The following is a 16405-nucleotide window of genomic DNA, read 5'->3' on the forward strand; positions in this document are numbered from 1 at the left end:
GAAAGCATGTTCAGATAATCTTCTTTGCTATTTAAATGTTCTGGATATTCTATCATCTCTCCCTCCTAAACAAAATGACGCGTATGGCTACATCCACGCGCCGCAACTTGTTCATTTCCACCATTGACGATCATGGTGGCTCGAGTAAAACGCCCATTATCCGTTGTATTACTCCAGCTACCACCCCCTAAAAATGCTCTCATTTCAAACGTATTTTGCGTACGGCTTATGGGTATAGGAAACGTGCCCGATAAAAATTGCCAAACATAACCGCAACCATCCTCACAACCGATATGCGAGATCATTCGACGATTCGCCGTATCCTTATATCCACCTGAAACCTTAGAGGTTGGTTCTTTCTTGCCAACAATATGTGTCTTTTCATTGCTTCCATACATAGCAGAAGCAAACGCTTCATCACTCAGTAAAGATTTTTTAACACGCGCCATATCTGTTACATGTTCGGTATAATTACGGTTTGTTGTTATATTGGTACGATACATTGATTTCGTATTTTCACCCGTCCCTGATTGAAGATAAATATCAACCCAAAGATCTGTAGAGGGGTCATAAACCATACCTTCTGGTGAACTATGCGGACGGTGATTGAGACACCAAACTGAATTGGGTAAAATATCCCCTGCTCTATAACCAGACAATGGATGACCGGAAATCGTACCAACATCCGCACAAAGCGTATGAAACCCTCCTATCTTTCGCGAATTACTCACTGTGTAATTCCTTGGATACGTAGAGTTTTCTGATAAAACAAATTTATGAGACTGTCTTCCATCAGAAACCAAATAAACATAATAATCCTTCCCCGCCGAAATAGAAGAAACGTTTATTATTGTATCTTCCGTATAACTTGCAACCAAAGTATCATTGCCTAATGCCAAGGTTATACGCGTTCCTTTCTTCAATGTGAGTTGTTTTTTCCCTGTTGCAATAAGAAACGGCGTGGAAATTGAAAGAACCGTTAAATTGGACTGTTTCAGTAAATTGTTTACCTCTTCCGCTAGCGCTTTTGCCTGTGAAGCTACTGTATGAGCTGTTGTCGCTGTTTCCAGAGAACTCTTGATACCACTAAGCTCTTTCTTCATTGTATCGGCGGTTGTTTTGGCTTCTTCTGCTGTCCTTTTCGCTCTATCGGCTACTTCCTTGGCTTTTTCGGCTTCGCTCTTGGCTTGATAGGCTTGTGAATCTGCCGCCTCGGCTTTTTTCTTGGCTTCTTCGCCTGCCGTTTCTGCTAAACTTGCTGTAAGCTTAGCACTATCTGCTGTTTCATTCGCTTTGTGGGCTTTATTCCACGCTGCATTCGCTGTGCTTTTTGCATTTTCCACCTCACTACGCGCTTGCGTCGCATCATGTCTTGCATAACCAGCAGACTCCTTGGCTTCCTTGGCTATTTTTTGTGCCTCTTCCGCTTCTTCTTCTAAAGACGCGGCTTTCTTACCCGCTGTTTCGGCTGCCCTCTGCGCCTCTCCTGCTATATATTTTGCATTACTCGCTATTTCCTTGGCTTTTTCTACTTCATTCTTGGCTTCATACGCTCGGTCATCGGCTTTCTCTGCTATTTTCTTGGCTTCTTCACCTGCCATTTCTGCTAATCTTGCTATAGTCTTAGCGTTATTGGCTGCTTCATTCGCGTCGTAAGCTTTACTCCACGCTTCATTCGCTGTGCTTTTTACTTTTTCCACCTCACTACGCGCTTGCTCCGCATCATGGTTAGCATAACCTGCTGTCTGTTTGGCTTCTTTTGCTATTTTTTGTGCTTCTTCTGCGGCTGCTTCTAAAGACGCGGCTTTTTTACCCGCTGTTTCAGCTGCCTTTTGCGCCTCTCCTGCTGCATATTTTGCACTATTAGCTATTTCCTTGGCTTTCTCTACTTCACCCTTAGCTTCATACGCGTAGTCATTGGCTTTCTCCGCTATTTTCTTGGCTTCTTCACCTGCTGTTTCCGCTAATCTTGCTATAACCTTGGCGTCCTTCGCTGTTTCATTCGCGCTGTGGGAATTACTCCACGCTTCATGAGCTTTGTTGTCTGCTGCTTCGGCTTTTTTCTTGGCTTCGTCTGAATACATCCGCGCTAAACTTGCTATAGTCTTAGCGTCACCTGCTACTTCCTGCGCTTTATTGGCATTACTCCATCCTTCATGAGCTGTACTTTTTGCCTTTTCTACCTCACTGCGCGCTTGTGCCGCCTCATGGTTAGCATAACCCGCTGTCTGTTTGGCTTCTTTTGCTATCTTTTCAGCTTCACCCGCTACTGTCTCTACCTGTGATGCCTTCTTTTGTGCACCATCAGCTACCTTCTTTGCCTCTTCGGCTATAGACTTCGCACTACCTGCTACTTGTTTTAGACCATCCAAAGCACCTTTCGTTTCTTCTGCTACCTTCTCTGCTGCTTCCGCTTTACTCTTTGCTGCTGTAGCTATACCCTTCAACGCCTCCACACTCGCTTCACCTGCCGTTTCTCCTGAACGCACCGATGCTTCTGCTGCTACCTTCGCTTCGTTGGCTATTCGTGTTGCTTCTGTTGCACTCTGTTGCGCTTGCTCGGCTTTCGTCTGTGCACTATCCAACGCACTTTTGGCTTCTAAGGCTGTCGCTTTGGCGCTCCTTGCTTCTTCTTTTGCTTCTTCTGATAAGCTTTTTGCACTAGAGGCGGTTTGACTTGCTTGTTCACTCGTGGATTTCGCCTCAGTCGCAACAGTCTCTAAATTTTCTGCTTTAGATTTCGCATCGCTAGCCTCTTTTACAGCTTGCTCTACTTTCCCTGTCGCCTTATCAACGGCGCTTTTCGCTTCCTCCGCCAAACCCTTCGCCTCAGATGCCGTACTCTTAGCTTCTCTTGCTTCTGTTAATGCTGTAGTCGCTGTAGATTTTGCTTCATTCGCAACTGCCTCTACACTTTCGGCTTTAGCCTTTGCTGTTTCTGCTGTCTCCTGTGATGCTGCTGCCAACCGTTTTGCTTCTTCTGATAATGTTTTAGCTGCCTCAGCAATCCCTTTCGCATCATTGGCTATACTAGATGCCCCGCCCGCTGTTGTTTTCGCAGAAGTCGCTTCTCTTAATGCCTGTTCTGATGCCTTTTGCGCCTCTGTAGATGCCGTATTCGCTTTTTCCGCTAAACCTTTCGCCTCTTCTGACGTGCTTACAGCTGCCTCTGATTGTGATTTGGCTTCTCTTGAAGCTGTTAATGCTGTCTCTACTCCCGCTTGTACTTGTGAGGCTGTTTTTGTGAGTTCTGTAACAGAAGATGTCGCACCTTCTGATAACTCTTTTGCTTGTTCTGCAATATCCTTGGCATCATCGGCTGCCTGTTTGGCTCCATCTGCCTTTAGACTTGCTTGCATGGCTACAGTCTTAACTTCATGACACGTTGCTACCGCCGTCGCTGCTACTTGCGTCGTCTCTGTTGCTGTTTGTGAAGCTTCTCTTGCTGTTTGTTCTGCACGCGTTGCAATGGTCTTCGATTCATTGGCTAACCTCTTGGCTTCGGTCGATAAATTAACAGCATTCTCACTGCTCTGTTTGACCTCTTCAAAACGTTGTAATGCCGTAGAAAGGGAACCTTTCGTACTATTGATTTCCCCTGAGGCTCTATCGACTGCTGCTTTTGTCTCTTCTGCCATGCGCTTCGCTGCATCAGAAGTATTCTTGGCTTCTTCGGCTAATCCCTTGGCTGTATCTGCTGTATCTTTTGCACGATTAGCCGTTGTCGTCGCTGCTTTAGCTTCTTCCTTCGCTTCATGAGACGTCGTAAGCGCTGTTGTCGCTGTTTGAACTGTTTTCGTCACTTCGCTAAGCGCTTGTTCCGAAACCCTCTTCGATTCTTCTGCAACCTGTTGCGCACCATTCGCACGCGACATGGCTTTTTCTGCTTCTTGACGTGCATTAACAACCTGCTCTAACGGCGCAAAGGTTTCATACGAATACAAAGATGCCGTCCCTAAAAGCTTCGGAACAACAACGCTGTCTTGAGAAGTCCCTTCTCTGATTTCCTCTTTCGTTGCAACAGGTATCAAATATTCATGTTCATGATCGGGTATCTTCATCTGCTTTATTCCTTCATTCAGAGGGCTTCATCCAATGAACACTCTTTCAAATCTTCAAACTCTTCTCTTAAGGTCTCTAAGCGCTTCTCTAAATCTTTCAGTGAACCATCAAGCTCTGTTTTCAAAGCGGCTTTCAGTAAATCAAAAACGCCAGTAAGCGGCGCATGTACAAAACCTCCCCCCGAATACAAAACGACCCGTACTTGAGACGGGTCGCTAATCTCTGATATCGCAAACGGTTTTAATGACATTTCAACTCCTCATGTCTTGATCCCATAAATTACACTCACATTAACGGGGCGCGTTTCAACACCACCAACCCTCTCTGCCATGAGATGATGTTCATGATGCTCTCTGTCATTCAGACCTGCCGTTATAGGCGTTGAATAATATAAAAAATTAGCAAAGGGGCTCCTGATAAACCAAGGTAAACGCGGCGGCTTGTCTTTTTCTGTAAACCAAAAGGGAGTCTCTACCTGTGGACTTCCTGCTATTTGGTCAAATTCTTGATTACACTTGTCCAAAGCATCCCCACTCAAACCTACACACTCTTCGTCTATAGCTCTCTTGCGCCTTGTCACGCGCGCTTCAGTAGAAGAAACATCCCGTTTTTTTCGAGAAGAAAGACCTTCTGATGACGCTGGACCTATAAAATGTTCATGCGCTTTTAAAGAACAGGGTTGTATACTTGCAAAAGAACGCCAAGGGTCTAAATTGCGTTCATTATCAAGTCCCCGTAAAAATAGCCCCCGAAAATCGGGAACATTAAACGTCGTGGCGCCATCCCCTTCTCCCCACGTCGTTCCTATGACACAAAATAAATCCCAATAAACATACCGTGAATAAGCACTTCCATCACATGGCAACCAACCATCCGGCAAGCGCTCCATTGCAAACGGTCCTATCAGACCGGAAGGTAAACGTTTTAAGGAAGAAACTTTGCCCCTTGTCGGGTTGAGAACTTGCCAACCCGTAAGCTCTTCATCATACACAAGCGTATAAAGACAGCCATCTTGTATCTCTCCTCCCGATAAGGCTAATAAACCGGTTTCTGTTGCCTTATAAACGGGCTTATCGGCTAAATTATTTAAAGCAATTGTTGTCGCCCCAACATTCTTGCCCTTCGCTTTAAAACAAACCGATATGCCATTCTTATACTCTAAAAATGCCGATTGGCTTAGAAGCCTTATCACGCTCGTCTTTTGGTTATTATCAACCGTCACAATCCCTTCAAGAACACCCCCCGTATCCGATAAATACTCACTTACCCGTTGCATCATAAAACGAGCGCTATTATTAACCGTGTTAGGGTGCTGTCCCTCTGACCAATTAATTAAAGCATCAGCACCACCATTCTCAGATGCTGTTAAAGACCAATCATAAATCGTGGACATCTAAACCTCACGTCTTGATTCCAAACACAACACTCATATTAATCGGGCGCGTCTCACTTATACCTGAACTTGCCAAGGCAACATCACGCATATGAAGGTGGGAATGGGGAAAGGCAAGCTTATGGTGCACGCGTATATCCTCTGCTCTCACGCCCAAACGTTCAGCAAGCTTCAATCTTTGCTGGTCATTCAACACATATCCCCAGATGATCGTCATATCACCATGCCAACTCTCTTCCTGATTTTCATCATTCAAAATCGTAAAGGATTGACCCCCATGGTCATGCTTTCTCATTGCGTCATTTTGTAAAGTGCCAAGATAACGAAAGCGGTCTATCTCGCGGTCATCATCAACACCTCGTAAAAAAACACCACGCAAATCGGGAACATTAAACTTCGTCCAACTATCAGCGCCTCCCCACCTGATCCCTATCGCTTCATAAAGAGCAGGATAATCACTACGCAAATAAGCCTTCCCATCACATGGTAACCAGCCATCTGGCAAAACTTGCATCCCAAAAATCCCTATCGTCCCTAGTGGATAAACAGGGATAACCGGCTCTTGCGATAAAGAGAGAGGCGTAGGATTTAAAACTTGCCAAGCATGATCCCTATAAACCAAGCTATAAATGCATCCCCTTTGAAGCTCGCCCCCAGATAAAACACGGAGACCTAATTCCGTCGCCTTGTAAACAGGTTTAGCCGCCAAATCATTCAAGGCAATTGCGGTTTCCCCAATATTCTTGCCCTTCGCTTTAAAACAAATTGATATCCCATTCTTATACTCTAAAAATGCCGATTGGCTTTGAAGTCTTATCAACGTCGTCTGGTGTTCAGCATCAACCGTAAAAGTGCTTTCAATCACACCACTCGTATCCGATAAATACTCACGCACACGTTGCATCATCACACGAGCACTATTATTCAGACTACTAGGACGTTGTCCTTTTGACCAATCAATCAAATCATCACAATAGGCATTCAAGGAGGCATTTAAAGACCAATCATAGATCGTCGACATCTTACACCTCATGTCTTAATCGCAAACAGAACACTCACATTAACTGGACGCGTCTCGCCTTCACCAGTGCTCTCCAAAACAACCTCTTGGTTCTCATCAAGAGTATGAGAACTTACAATGTAGCCCCCTAAATTCTCACGCTCTATGCCCATAAAATTCGCTAGAGAACTCCCCCCAAACAAGCCTAGACGATAACCCAACACATCTGTCGTATTCCCATCCCAAAAGTTTTCGTTGCTGGTAAAATGAGACATCGAAAGGCTCTGTCCTTGATGTTGATGCGACTCGATTAAATCTGTTTGCACACTTGCAAAAGAACGCCCCTCATCAATATTGCGCCCTCCATCAAGCCCTCGTAAAAACATCCCTCGAAAATCGGGAACATTAAATGTCGTGGCGCCATCACCCTCTCCCCAAACCGTTCCTATCGTCTCAAATAAATCACCATAATCACGACGCAAATAAGCCTTCCCATCGCAAATTAACCAATCCTTTGGAATCCCACGCATGCCAAACGTTCCTATAAAACCCGTGGGATAAAGACTGCTTTCTTCTTCTTCTAAAGGGAGTGGGGTAGGATTAACAAGATGCCAATGATCTCCATTATAAAACAATGTATAAATGCACCCTTGTTGGATTTCCCCTCCTGATAATGCACTGATGCCTAATTCCGTTGCCTTATAAACCGGCTTGCCATCTAAAGCATTTAAGACAATCGTGGTCGCTCCAACATTCTTACCCATAGCCATAAAGCGCAAAACGATACCATTCTTATACTCTAAAAACTGTGAAGTGCTTGCAAGTCTTATCACACTCGTTTGTTGGACAGGATCATTTGTAACAATGCCTTCAAGCTCTCCACCCGTGTCTGACAAGTATTCCTTTATGCGCTGCATCATCACACGGGCGCTCGTATTCACACTGCTAGGATGCTGTCCTTCGGACCAATCAATCAAATTATCAGAACGCGTATTATCCGCCGCTCTAAGCGACCAATCATAAATCGTTGACATTTCTCGTGAATCCTAGCTTCTGTAAAATGGTCCGTAAAACGCCCGCATGAATTGCGTCATCAAAGGATTATCATCATCACTCTCTTCTTCTTCCGAAGCCTCTTCTTGTGATGCTAATAATGCCCTTAAAACCTCTAACAAGTTGTCTCTATTTCTAATGCCACCATGCGCTGTAGGACTTGCTCTATGAGGCTGCCCCCCATACATCTGTAATACACGGTTGACAAAATCACTTGCACGCATAGCGTTGTTTCCACCATTCAAGCCAACCGCATTGCTCCCAACAATTTGCGCCGCATTGGCATGGGGATTTTGAAGAAGCCGCGCGGCTCCTCCTGCCCCTTGTTGATGTGCTAAATACAATTCTGCATCAGTAGGCGCTCTTCCCAACAGGCGGCTTAAATGATTGCGATTATCAAGCGTCAACCGCCCCATGGCATCTGCCGCTTGCATGGGATCAAACCTATCCTGCAAACCATATTGCTTGGCGGTGCTGTCTATAAATTGATACAACCCACCCGCAGAAGAACGGGGATTCCTTGCATTCGGATTGCCTCCACTTTCAACTTGCGCAACACGGTACAAATAACTCTCTGGCAAACCATAACGCGCTGCTGCTTGACGGATCGCTTGATTAACAGAAGGACTAGAACGGGTCATAGCCTAATCTCCTCCCTTACTCAAATGCACTCAATAAATTCAACTCCTCCGTTGAGGCTTTTCCCCCACCTCCAAACAAAGCAGCAGAAAGCTTTTTGAACCATTCTTTTGTCGCATATCCCTTATGATGCGCGTTTACCATGCGTTGAATGAGAGCTACAATTTGATCATTCTTAATCTGTGTCCCCCCTGTTAACAATTTGACAACATCCTTTTCAATCCGTTGACGCTCTCTAAACGCCGCCTCTTTGAAAGGAACCCAAGCTGCCTTCCCAGCAGCTTTTGCTAATTGTACAGCTGCATCACGTTTACCCGTTGGCATACTGACATTATGCGTAAAAGATATCTTTTCATCCGCTACACGACCTGGTATTCTGTTATAAAAATCTGCATAATCAGCTTCTTTATTGACAACATTCTTAACAGCAGAAGCTTTATCTGCTCCATAAATCTTTGCAAATCGTTCATACAGATCATTCGTACCAAAAATCTCCTTTGCCTTGGATACTTCATCTCCTGCTTGCCCCATACCTTGTAAAAGTTTTGCTCTTGATCCCTTTTTAAAGTATTCTTGTTCTCCCTCTGATAATTCATCAAAGATTTTACTGAACTCATCCTTATTAACCGACTTGCTAAGGATTTTAGAACCTTTACCCATAGCATCTACATGTGAACTATATTGATGATACAATGCCCGCCCTTTCTTATATTCAGACGATATATCATCCATAATCTCTAATAACTTTTTGTCGATATCTACTAAGCTACGAACTTTGCTATTGTTTCCTTGCCTCTTTTCTGCCCGTATCATAAAATCAATAGCCTCCTTAGTTTTATGGAGAATACCCATGTTGGGTTTCTCTTTAAGAAGGCTAAATTTTTCAGAAGAAAACGGACTGGCTTTATTGCCATCACTAATGAATCCCCTTAGCCCTTTATTATAAGCTTGTTTAAAGTATGGACGCTCCATTAATTCATTAAGTGCCCCATAATATTTCTCTCCTATTGGTATCTTTTTAGCTATTTCATAAAGAGTATGGGATGCTTCTTTCCTACTCGCGATAAGATCACCTTTTAAACCTGTGACATTTTGACGAGGAACAAAGTGTTCATCAGCAGCTTGATGAATACGCTCCCCTCCTCCCAGCGCTCTCTGCCCAGCTCTTTTAGTCAAATCAAGATAAGCCCCTTGGTTTCTTTTCGCGATATCAAAAACAAGATCCTGTAAAAAAGGACTATGATCAGCTACGTAATCGGTAGGAACTGCTTTTTTAAAAGATTCTCCTAGATCTTCAGAAGCTTCATTGCCTAAATGTTTACTGATTGCTCTTAATGTATCTTTTGAAACACCTTCTTTTGTATGAGAAGGAGAAAAAAGTCTTCGTATTCCACCAACAGTAGAACCAAGCATACTGCCTACAAGATTTCCAGCCAATGCCCCGCCCGCTCCTAAACCTGCACCAGATAACGTACTTGTAAGTGTATTACCAAGCCCTTCGCCTTCTCCTGCGCCATGTAATGCACCAGATGCCGCTCCTACTTTAAGCAAATGAGGTAATGTTGTTTTGTTCGTGATGCCTAAAAATGGACTTGCAAATCGACTTGGGGGTAACTGACCTGCTTTCAAAAAGGCTTGACCTAATTTTGACCCCGCCACATTCCTTGCAAGTGTAGGCGCTACAAAGCGTGCTCCTGAGGCTAATAATCCTCCCCCTAAAGTCGCAAGGGAAGGAATTGCCGACCCTAAAGCATTTCCAGCAAAAGAAGTCCAATAATGTTGATCACTCATCCTACGATAATAATCACGTATTCTATTGGCTTCTTTCTCATATTTTTCTATGGTTTTCTTATCTCCAGTCCAATAGTTGTAAAGCCCCTTCGCAAAAGCCTTTATTGCCAACTCATCATCAGAATCACGTCCTGCCGCTGTGATCCCCGCAATCTCATCATCTAAATTAAAACTCAAACCATGCTTTAAAGAATTCCAAAAGGCTTCACTTTCACTTATTTCGGGATGTTCTGCTTCTTCCTCATAAGAATGGTTGTTATAGTCTGATATGTGTCCAATAATAGGATATTGATCATCATTCCAAATCTGACTATTTGAAGAGCGTTTATTATAATCTGTTATATGTCCAATAATAGGATACTGATCATCATTCCAAACCTGACGTTTTCCAACGTTATCATTCTTATGATTAAGCATTTTAGTATCTCTTTATTCTAATATTACCATCTGCATCTTGAATTTTTGTTCCTATCTCAAATTTAGCGCTCTCTTTGGGACTGGATACCTTCACAAACTCCATAACGCCTTTTTTCTGAGTATTATATTTATCAGAGATTTCTTGAGGGGTTATCTTCCCCGTCATCCAATCATGCAAATCAGTTTTCTGAAGCTTATTTAAAGCATTAAATGTTATTTCAAGATTTTCTAAAGTTTTCAGTAGCCCTTTTGTATTACGCGCAGAATCTAAAGAACCAAAGGTTGCTACCATCGTCCGACTTTCGTAATCTGATATAGGACCAACACTAAGACTTCCTCTAGGATCCATCGATTTTAAGCTCTCAAATACCGCCTTTAAAGCACCACCCTTAATCGTATCAAATAATTTTTCTAATTCATTCGCAGGAGTTCCTCCAATTCCACGCGTAGCCCACGCCTTAAACCCGTTAATCTTATGTTTGCGAATGAGTGCAATCGAATCACGAATAGCATCTATCCCAGCGTTCATCTGATGTTTTGTGGCAATAATATTTTTTTGCTTTTTACCCTCCCACTCTTTCTGTGCTTGTAGCTTCTGATTATACTCAAGTTCTTGTGGAGACCCCTTTACCGGTCTCATTTCGCGTTCACCAGTCTCTGGATTGGTATACCATTGAAACCCCTGACTTAACTTAGGAGTATCACCACCTGTTAGCATCGCACTAAGCATTTGCGGATTACGTGCCATGATAGCAGCTTCTTCTTCGCTGTAACCTTTAGATTTTAGGTATTCGACGGTTTGATTGACTTGTTCTCTTCGTTTATCACCTTCATTAAGATGCTTCACACCACTTGCAAGCGCATCCCACCCAGAACCGTCTGATGAAGATTCCGCCATACCTGCAAAAAGATCTTTGAGCTTCTGATACGCATCTGATTGAAAAAACTTATAAGTATTGGACTGTAAAAATTTCTCTGCATCTGTCAGTTCAGGAGTCGGTGTTGGGGAAGCGGGTGCTAATGGTTGCGTTTGTTCATTAACATGAGGTTTTAGTTCTTGTGGAGTACTCTCTAGTGCATTTGGCATGGGTGGATGTTGATCAAATCCAAGAGGCATTTCCGCTTTAGGAGCCGTATAGGGCATAAATGGTCCATATGGATTCAGACTATTCTGTAAATAGGGGTTGGATGGGGCTTGTGCTTTCTCTGGTGTCATCATACTTTCAATACCTGACATTCCAGTCATAAATAGAGAGGTTTTGGGGTACTTTGTTATGAAATTCCCCACGGGGTTCTTTGTTATTAATTGTCCCAATCTATTCGCCCCTGTAACCGCTTTGGGAGCAATATATCTAAAAATATGAGGCGCAGCTCTCGCTGCCATAAAAGCTGCCCCAGCTAATGGAAATAATATTGGAAATGCCATCACACTCTCCTACAAAACTATTCTTTAATTATTCTCCAGAGCTTTCTTTTGATTCATGTAATCTAAAAAAAACTTGGATGCTCCTCCTGCCAACGCTGCTCCCATTGGACCACCTGCCATGTAACCAAAAGCCATCGGTGCTGCTTGAAGTGCTAAAGAACCTATAGTCCCTACATTTTTCCACGGATTATTGCCCTCTATCTTAGAGATTGTATGATTATTCGTTGTCGTACCGTAATTTCTTGCAAAGCCATGACCGGCGTTCATAAGCATATTCAACCTATTCCAACCGCTATTGTCTTGTTCCAGCCAACGTTCTCTATTGGCATCAACAAGGCGTTGATTGTGGGCATCAAGCACACCTCCCCCTTGTATGGCATTGGAATAGGCATTCCCATAACCCTGTAAGAAGTTATTTGAGGCGCCCAATTGATTTTGATTGGCTTGGTCTATCATGGCATTGGCTTGCATCATGCGGTCCGCATCACGATTATATTGCTCTAACATAGCACGAGCGTATATAGAATCTCTTCCTTTCCGCACTTCCTCTCTGTGATCAGGAGTTGCATAACGACCAATACCTGAGAAATATCTGTTAATTTGAGTGTCTGAATCATCTAATGCTTCTTGAAGTGCTTGTTTGAAATACGAATTTTCTCCCATCATACCACCAGAGGCCATATGTCGAAGATTCATGGCTGCCGACGTTGGATTATAGATTGTATTCATCAAAGAGCGATTTTGATAATGATGAGGAATACTTCCAAGACCACCAATTCCATAGCGCGTTTGATCACTTAACGGCGCTACACGAGGACCACCATAAACATTACCACCCATCCCTGTGTCATACATGTTATACGCATCTGCACCCCCACGCTTAAAGACATTCTGCATCCAAGCAGGAGGGGCGCTTGTTTGTACCTGCTTCTGTTCTGTCGTTGTTGGTGTCTTGCTCCCCATGTCACAATTCCTTCCTATAATAAAGCATAGCTATGCCATAGCCTTGCTTGGTTAGTGCACGCTTCCAACCTAAACGACCCAAGATCTCCATTTCAGAAGCACCATTCTCACGCGCCCAATCCTCTACAACTTGCAAATTGTCAACTTGATCAAGAATGCCCTTGCCACTACATTCACAAATCAGTGCGCGCTTCTTTCCTAAAACTGTCTGCTGTATCTGGGTCGTGAATGCCGCTAAAAAGCGCTCGTCATCATCCAAAACAAGCCATAACTGTTTCTTGCCACTGCAAATCGCTTCAAGGAGCTCTTGCAACGTGATTTCATGTTTGAAACGCTCTACATATTCTCTAAAGGATGCAATGATGTCTTCAAGATAAGGCGCTATACGCTCCATATCCCAAGACGTGGTCAAAAAGACTTTTGCCATTACCCTCTGCCTAAAGGACGTAAATCCACATTAAATCCTGTGATATGGTTCCAATGAACGCCTTCAGGAATACGCAATTTAAAGCGGTGATAACGATTGCGCGAACGACCATGATAAGCGCCCGTGACATATGAACACACCCTCTCCTTGTGCCATGTAATCGGCGTCTGATTATTGCGAAGCCGACGCTCTCCTATGCTTAAAAGACCTTCCGTCGTATCAACTTCAGCAAACATCTTCGTGATAAAGTTAAAACTTCCATCTGGTGCTCCCAATTCTTGCGAAACAACCGTTGCCTCCATCGGTGCTCCCGTAAACATAACAAGCCGATTTTCATCATCAAAAGCACCAAGCATTGGGGCGCCACTTTGCCAACGAGGGCTGTCTAAAGAAGCCGGCAATGTCTCAAGATTGATCGAGATCTCATCTAACTGTTCTAAAGTATAACCTGTCGTAAATACTGGAAACAACGTGAAAGGTTTTCCCTGTAGCGTCGACCATTTCTGCAATCCCCAATCATAAACAAAGGTCGTTTGCTCGTTATTGCCTCTCTTTAAGGACCAGTAAATCCGGTTATCAATGGGATCTATAACCCCTTGCATCTCATCAAGAGCAAACTTATCAAAGGTTTTAAAAACTGTTCTATCAACCTTCTCAAAGCCTATCGGCAAAAGTTGACCATCCAAACTCATCTGATAAAAGCCACCATCACCAGCAAAAAAAGCATCACTCCCACGACACGCTATAGAGGCTGCACTGCGGGATCCACGCTTGTCTTGAAGCTTTTGAAAAATAAAGGGGACTTTAGAGCCTAGCGTAAAACAACCAGCATAAATAGCAGAACGCAAAAAAACGAGGGGATTGCTCGATTCCGTTGCCCCTTGAACATATTCTCCATCATTAAAATTATGATAATAACAATCTTTATCACCTACCGTCCAATGAGTTGCATCATTCAAACCCGACCAATGGATGCGATTGGGATGATCTGTTAATTGCATCAAACAAACAAAATCACCCCAAACCTTCACCAATCCTGCTTTCGGGGGATTGCCTCCTAAATCTTCAAACCGTTCAGAGCTATGAGTATTAAAGACTTGTGGTTTATCATTTTTATTCACCGCAATAATAGTTTCACCAAATAATGCAAACGACCATTTATTCTCTTCATTTGCTTGATAGGTCACACCACTTTGACTTATGTCTTTCCAACCCTTCGTTTGACTATCATAACTGTAAAGCTTTTTGGCTCCTCCTACGATTATCTTAACACCATTGCCACTTCTAAAGGCTATGCACCCCAACGGCTTTTCTTCTAAAGCATGAGACACTACCATTGCATTAGGCATCGGAATGTAACAGCCATCAGCCGGTAAAACATTCACAAGCGTATCCGTAAAGCTACCGTTGACGACCGAAACATCTGGTCTGTAATCAGCGATTGGAAAATAAACCATATTAAAAATCCGTTGGTATTATTCTGGTCACGTTATGACGTTGAGACGTCTCTGCACGCAATTCATGCAACTGTTCGTTAAAGTCATTGTACGCTGCCGTTGCACAATCGGGATCTTTCAAGATATTCTTGTAAAGTTCGTATTTTGCACGCGCCTTAATCAAATCAAACGCGTGCACAAACCATGGGTGCTCCTCATCAACACTCTCTATCTCTACAAGGCATTGATTTATAATGATAATCTAGTGTTATTCATATTGAATGAGAGTCCCGAATAACCTAAGATTGTCTCATTTTAAATCAGTTTATATTGCTTCAATCAAAACCACTCATTTGCACATCACAAGTGGGATGAATGTGTGGATCAAATTTATATAAGAAAGGAGTAAAAAATGGCTCTTATGAACCGTCTTAATGCAAGATCTGTCGCAACATTGGGGGCTGGCAAATATAATGATGGTGCCGGCTTGTTACTTCATAAGCGTAAAGATGGAGGTGCTCAATGGATTTTACGGTATACCCTTCACGGACGTCGTCGTGAAATGGGCTTGGGAGCATTGCGAGATGTCTCTTTAAAACAAGCCCGTGAATTGGCAACTGGGTGGCGTTCGGTTTTACGTGAGGGGCGTGACCCCATTAAAGAACGCAATAAACAAAAGCGTGAGGCAATCAGCAATCTTCATTACTTAAAAGATATTGCCGTAGATGCTTTTGAAAGTCGGAAAGCTGAATTAAAAAATGATGGTAAGGCTTGTGATTGGTTTTCACCTTTACGTCTTTATATTCTCCCTAAATTAGGCTGTCTACCCGTTTCAGAGATTACTCAAACAGAGATACGCAATACTCTTGCCCCTATTTGGCATACAAAAGCTGCAACAGCAGAGAAAGCATTGATACGTCTTAATCTTTGTCTTAAACATGCGGCTGCATTAGGTTTGAATGTTGATTTACAAGCAACAGAAAAAGCACGCGCGCTCTTAGGCAAACAACGCCATAAAACGCAAAATTTTCCAGCTATGGATTGGAGAAAGGTTCCGGCTTTTTATAAAACACTTTGCGAAACAACAACAATGACACAACTGGCTTTACGTTTGCTTATTCTGACAGGCGTTCGTACTTTTCCTTTATGTCATATCCATAAAGATCAAGTTGAGGATGATATCTGGACTATTCCTGCTGAAAATATGAAAGGAAAGCGTGATACAACAACAGAGTTTCGCGTGCCTTTATCATCAGAAGCATTAGACATTTTAAAACAAGCGCGCCTTTTATCACGCAATGATTTCTTCTTTTCTGCAACAGGTCGCGGTCCCCTCGCGCATAGGTGTATGGCTCAATATATGAAACGTATTGGACTTGATGCCTGCCCCCATGGATTTCGCTCTAGTTTACGCAATTGGCTTGCTGAAACAACCGATGCCCCCTATGAGGTCGCTGAAACCATTCTAAGTCATACAGTAGGAGGTAAAGTAGAGCGTGCCTATCGTCGTACGGACTATCTAGAACAACGCCGTGTTTATATGGATAAATGGGCGGCTTATGTCACGGGTCAATCTTAAGATATGGGGTGAATAACCCCATGATCTGTTGATAACTTTCTCTCTCTTTTCTCTCATTCTCTCTCAATAAGACTCATAACGTATCACATCAGAAATTATATAATAAAATATTGTTTTCTATAAATAAAACATCTTTCCAAACGAACCAAAATGTGGTTAATAAATAGTTATGATTTGTTACCATTTTTTGATAGAAAGGATTTTAGTATGACAGAAAAT

12 protein-coding genes and 1 pseudogene are annotated in these 16405 nt (G+C 43.1%); 1 reads left to right on the top strand and 12 read right to left on the bottom strand.

The genetic code is table 11. The annotated features are described in order from the left end of the window. Positions 1–65: 65 nt before the first annotated feature. The 12 genes and pseudogenes from ACFING_RS07960 to ACFING_RS08015 all read right to left on the bottom strand — a co-directional run. A complete protein-coding gene (locus tag ACFING_RS07960) occupies positions 66–4061 on the bottom strand; it encodes a hypothetical protein (RefSeq protein ID WP_375630373.1) in 3996 nt (1331 codons plus the stop codon). Positions 4062–4078: 17 nt separating this feature from the next. Beyond that, on the bottom strand, positions 4079–4312 hold the full coding sequence (locus ACFING_RS07965) for a hypothetical protein (RefSeq protein ID WP_375630375.1): 234 nt from the start codon (positions 4310–4312) through the stop codon (positions 4079–4081). A gap of 9 nt (positions 4313–4321) precedes the next feature. Next, a complete protein-coding gene (locus ACFING_RS07970; RefSeq protein WP_375630376.1) occupies positions 4322–5455 on the bottom strand; it encodes a phage tail protein in 1134 nt (377 codons plus the stop codon). A 7-nt stretch (positions 5456–5462) separates the two neighbouring features. Then, positions 5463–6476 (bottom strand): phage tail protein, encoded by a 1014-nt coding sequence (locus tag ACFING_RS07975; RefSeq protein WP_375630377.1) that lies wholly within the window; start codon positions 6474–6476, stop codon positions 5463–5465. 8 nt (positions 6477–6484) lie between these two features. Then, positions 6485–7489, bottom strand: coding sequence for a phage tail protein (locus ACFING_RS07980; RefSeq protein ID WP_375621735.1), 1005 nt, complete (start codon positions 7487–7489; stop codon positions 6485–6487). A gap of 12 nt (positions 7490–7501) precedes the next feature. Then, positions 7502–8149: a transglycosylase SLT domain-containing protein gene (locus tag ACFING_RS07985; RefSeq protein ID WP_375630378.1), complete on the bottom strand. Its 648-nt coding sequence runs from the start codon at positions 8147–8149 to the stop codon at positions 7502–7504. A gap of 16 nt (positions 8150–8165) precedes the next feature. Continuing rightward, a complete protein-coding gene (locus ACFING_RS07990) occupies positions 8166–10355 on the bottom strand; it encodes a hypothetical protein (protein ID WP_375630379.1) in 2190 nt (729 codons plus the stop codon). Position 10356: 1 nt separating this feature from the next. Beyond that, the gene (locus tag ACFING_RS07995; RefSeq protein ID WP_375630380.1) at positions 10357–11781 is read right to left on the bottom strand and encodes a hypothetical protein; all 1425 of its coding nucleotides are present in this window, start codon (positions 11779–11781) and stop codon (positions 10357–10359) included. Positions 11782–11805: 24 nt separating this feature from the next. After that, positions 11806–12744: a hypothetical protein gene (locus tag ACFING_RS08000; RefSeq protein WP_375630381.1), complete on the bottom strand. Its 939-nt coding sequence runs from the start codon at positions 12742–12744 to the stop codon at positions 11806–11808. A gap of 1 nt (position 12745) precedes the next feature. Next, positions 12746–13171: a hypothetical protein gene (locus tag ACFING_RS08005; RefSeq protein WP_375630382.1), complete on the bottom strand. Its 426-nt coding sequence runs from the start codon at positions 13169–13171 to the stop codon at positions 12746–12748. Beyond that, positions 13171–14628: a hypothetical protein gene (locus tag ACFING_RS08010; RefSeq protein WP_375630383.1), complete on the bottom strand. Its 1458-nt coding sequence runs from the start codon at positions 14626–14628 to the stop codon at positions 13171–13173. The genes ACFING_RS08005 and ACFING_RS08010 overlap by 1 nt, the downstream gene beginning before the upstream one ends. 1 nt (position 14629) lies before the next feature. Beyond that, positions 14630–14848: pseudogene (locus tag ACFING_RS08015) on the bottom strand (hypothetical protein); the annotation flags it as partial. Between the two features lie 171 nt (positions 14849–15019). Between ACFING_RS08015 and ACFING_RS08020 the strand changes: the two are divergent. Further along, on the top strand, positions 15020–16186 hold the full coding sequence (locus ACFING_RS08020) for a tyrosine-type recombinase/integrase (protein WP_375621728.1): 1167 nt from the start codon (positions 15020–15022) through the stop codon (positions 16184–16186). Positions 16187–16405 lie beyond the last annotated feature (219 nt).

Origin of the sequence: Bartonella sp. AP150HLJHH, assembly GCF_042196385.1 — a bacterium.
GTDB lineage: Bacteria > Pseudomonadota > Alphaproteobacteria > Rhizobiales > Rhizobiaceae > Bartonella.